The sequence below is a fragment of the Herpetosiphon giganteus genome (assembly GCF_016907925.1).
GTDB lineage: Bacteria > Chloroflexota > Chloroflexia > Chloroflexales > Herpetosiphonaceae > Herpetosiphon > Herpetosiphon giganteus.
On sequence record NZ_JAFBCZ010000070.1, the window covers coordinates 1 to 3003 of the forward strand.

General features: G+C 56.3%; 2 protein-coding genes. One reads left to right on the forward strand and one right to left on the reverse strand.

Features of this window, described 5'->3' with window-relative positions; all coding sequences use genetic code 11:
• Positions 1 to 2119 (reverse strand): DUF4158 domain-containing protein (locus JOD20_RS26170; RefSeq protein WP_204758117.1); only part of this gene is annotated, 2119 nt, incomplete at its 3' end.
• A gap of 159 nt (positions 2120 to 2278) precedes the next feature.
• Between JOD20_RS26170 and JOD20_RS26175 the strand changes: the two genes are divergently transcribed.
• On the forward strand, positions 2279 to 2923 hold the full coding sequence (locus JOD20_RS26175) for a tyrosine-type recombinase/integrase (RefSeq protein ID WP_204758118.1): 645 nt from the start codon (positions 2279 to 2281) through the stop codon (positions 2921 to 2923).
• Positions 2924 to 3003: the final 80 nt, after the last annotated feature.

Here is a 3003-nt window from a genome sequence, read left to right on the forward strand (position 1 = left end):
GGGAGTCATGGTGGTCCTTTCCTTGGTCTGTTGCATTTCCAAGTATAGTCCACCTGGCTCTCGTTAATTTTGCACCACTTTCGTTATACCACCGCGTGAGCACGTGGGTCGGCAAGTCTGAGATCGTCCCCATCCGCCCGAGACCCATGTTGGTGCCCCACGCAACCAAACAGGCGCGAATAATATGATCGTCGGTCGCAGGTTTATGGTAGCGGCCCGAAACGTGGGTAAATGCGCTCAAAAAGGGGCAGCGCTCCTCCACGAATTGGAGCACGCTGGTAATCGGGACATGGGGGAGGCTATCAAACATCGCGTGATTCAGCGGATCACGCGGTCGCGGGTAGCGCACCGACCATGTGGTGCGTTTCTTCCCTTCCTTGATGGTCACATACGGGTTGTCGCCCTTGGCAATCCGCGCGTTGACGACGCGGATACGCTCCTCTAGCGCCTGTTCTAAGGTTGCGAGCTGCGTTTTAATCGGTTCGAGCAGGCGCGGTTCGGCAATCCGAGCGAGCACGGCATCCTTATCCGCCCATTCCGCCTCCGTGATCAGGTCATCGTCAAAGCTCCGAAATTGGACGCTGGCCGGACAAAAGACCTCACCCGCTTCCATGGCCTTGCGGAGTTGGCGATACACCAGAAACTCGTAGCGGTCGCGGATGAGGTCGGAATACCCATCGGCATCGGTGGTATAGAGCCAGCGCTTTTCTTTGACGGCGATGAACCGTGCCGGGAGGTCTGCTGTGGCGATCCGCGTGAGAGGTCGCGCGGCGGCGATATGGGTTTGGATGGCACGAGCTGCCTCTAGAATCGGCGAGTCAGGACGGGTTGCAGCGAGGTCGAGGGCAAGGAGCAGCGGTCGCAGGCGGGTTTTCGCCCGCTGGGCGATGCGATCCACCGTTGCCCAGTAGAACGCCGCATCATCGACCGTGCCACGGGCAAGAAAATAGTCGGCAAGTTCGGCGAGGCGCGCTGACGAAAGATGCACGGAGGCCGCCTGCTGGAGGGTAGACAGGGGTGTCTCTGGTGGGTGCTGCGGCGTTGCGATGAGCTTCAACACCTTGCCCACCTTGGGTAAATCCTTGATGATCGCCGATTGGATGGCCGATGCCTGTTCCTGCATGGCCGTGATTGCGTCATCATGATACGCCTTGATGACGTGGAGCAGGCAGGTGATCACATGATCATTGAGGCGCAAATACCGCCGATGGACAAAACAGAGCAGGTAGAGGGTGCGGACATCGGCATCAAGTGCTTCTAGCCGAGCGAGTGAATAATAACCCACGAGCCATGCATAGTGGGCAATCGCGGCTTGGGAAATACCGAGCATCGGCAGCACGTGGGCTGCACAATGCGCCAAGGGTCGCAGAAGGGAACCACGGGCCAGCTCGTCGCGCATTGCCGTTTTGGTAACGTCCTTGGGGTCACGTTTGAGCCAGGTGATGGGTCGTCGTTTTCCATCGTGCCGGAGTAGGTCTTCAAGGCGCTGGTGATCATCAGCTGATAGATGGGCATTCAGGAGTGCAGTAAGCCGCTCATGTTCAGCTGTTAGGGCGGTCCGAATGAGTTCCTGCATCACGGTGTAGGCAGGCCCAATGATCTGCTCGTCGCTAAGATGCTGGATCAATTCCTGAAACACATAGAGCGGATTACTACTGATCCGCGCGAGGTCGCCCGCCCGCATCAGAATGAGGTCGCGTTCGACATCCGTGGTCTCACGATACCCAGTTAGGCGACAGATCGCCTCCCGTTGTCGCCGAATGGTTTCGGGATGGAGGGGTGCTTGGGTTGCCGGGTCAACATCGACCAAGTGATAGCGCTGACAGAGATACTGCGCATCGAGGAGAACCTCGGTGAAGGTGAAGGGGAAAAAGCGCTGTTTTGCATGAAAATAGCCCAGTTGGAGGAGAAAGTACAGCTTGGTATGATCATCACGGCGCTTGGCAAGCTGCTGTTCTTCCGCAGTCGTGAGGGTAAAGTATTGCTCACGTTCTTCAGCGTTGAATCGTGGTTGGGCGTAAAGAGCCGCAATCGCATCGGCATCAAGAATATGGCCACGGCGAGTTCCGCCAGGAATCTCATCGGTGATATCGGTGACAAGGGATTCGTCTGTTGTCATCAAGGAATCTTTCCATAGTGCGGCGATGAGCACATATCAGCAGTCGACACGATGCTGGCTCGGTGGTAGAGTATACGTGAAAATGAAAGAGAAGAGGTATTCTCTTCTGTTTCTGGTCGATGGAATATGGCTTTATCATCCAAGATGGGGCACGAATCCATGCAAAAAAACGAACGAGAAACCAGCGACACTGCGTCTGCTGAACGCCCTCTTCATCAGTTAACGCAGGCATGGCTACGAGACCTGACTCAGACAGATCATGCGCCCCGAACCATGGTGCGCTATGGTCGTGTGGTGGATCACTTTCTCGATTGGTATGCCCATCAGGAACAGCGCCCAATTACCACTGATGACTTCACGCCCATTGCATTTGTATCCTACCGCCGCGCCGCGCAGCACACCATGGCAACGGCGACGGTCAATCTGCATCTGTGTGCGCTACGGCTCTGGTGTTCCTGGTTAGTCGATCAGGGGATCATTCCGTCGAATCCGCTCGCCCGGATTAAAGGAGTTCGACACCAGCGGGTGGGCGAACCGAACGATCTCGCCGATACCGCGATTAACGCCTTACTGCGCGAGGCGCAACGGAGCCGCCACCCACTCCGAGACTATGCCATTCTCCAGTTAATGGTACAAACCGGTATGCGCATTGGCGAATGCCAAGCGCTCAATTGGCAAGACATCGCCTTCGGAGAGAAACGGGGTACCGTCGTGATTCGTGCTGGCAAGGGCAATAAGGCGCGGACAATCCCCTTGAATGGCTCAGCACGTGCAGCCCTAGCAGCGTATGAAACTCAGCAATGACATAGTATGCCTATGTCTGTCGTTTGGATGGCACAAAAATGAGCCTTATGCAGCGGTGTCTTGAGGCGCTTCGAGTAGGG

Bases quoted from the DNA above. Each gene is read 5' to 3' on its own strand.
- JOD20_RS26175 (WP_204758118.1), top strand. From the start codon at position 2,279: ATGCAAAAAAACGAACGAGAAACCAGCGACACTGCGTCTGCTGAACGC.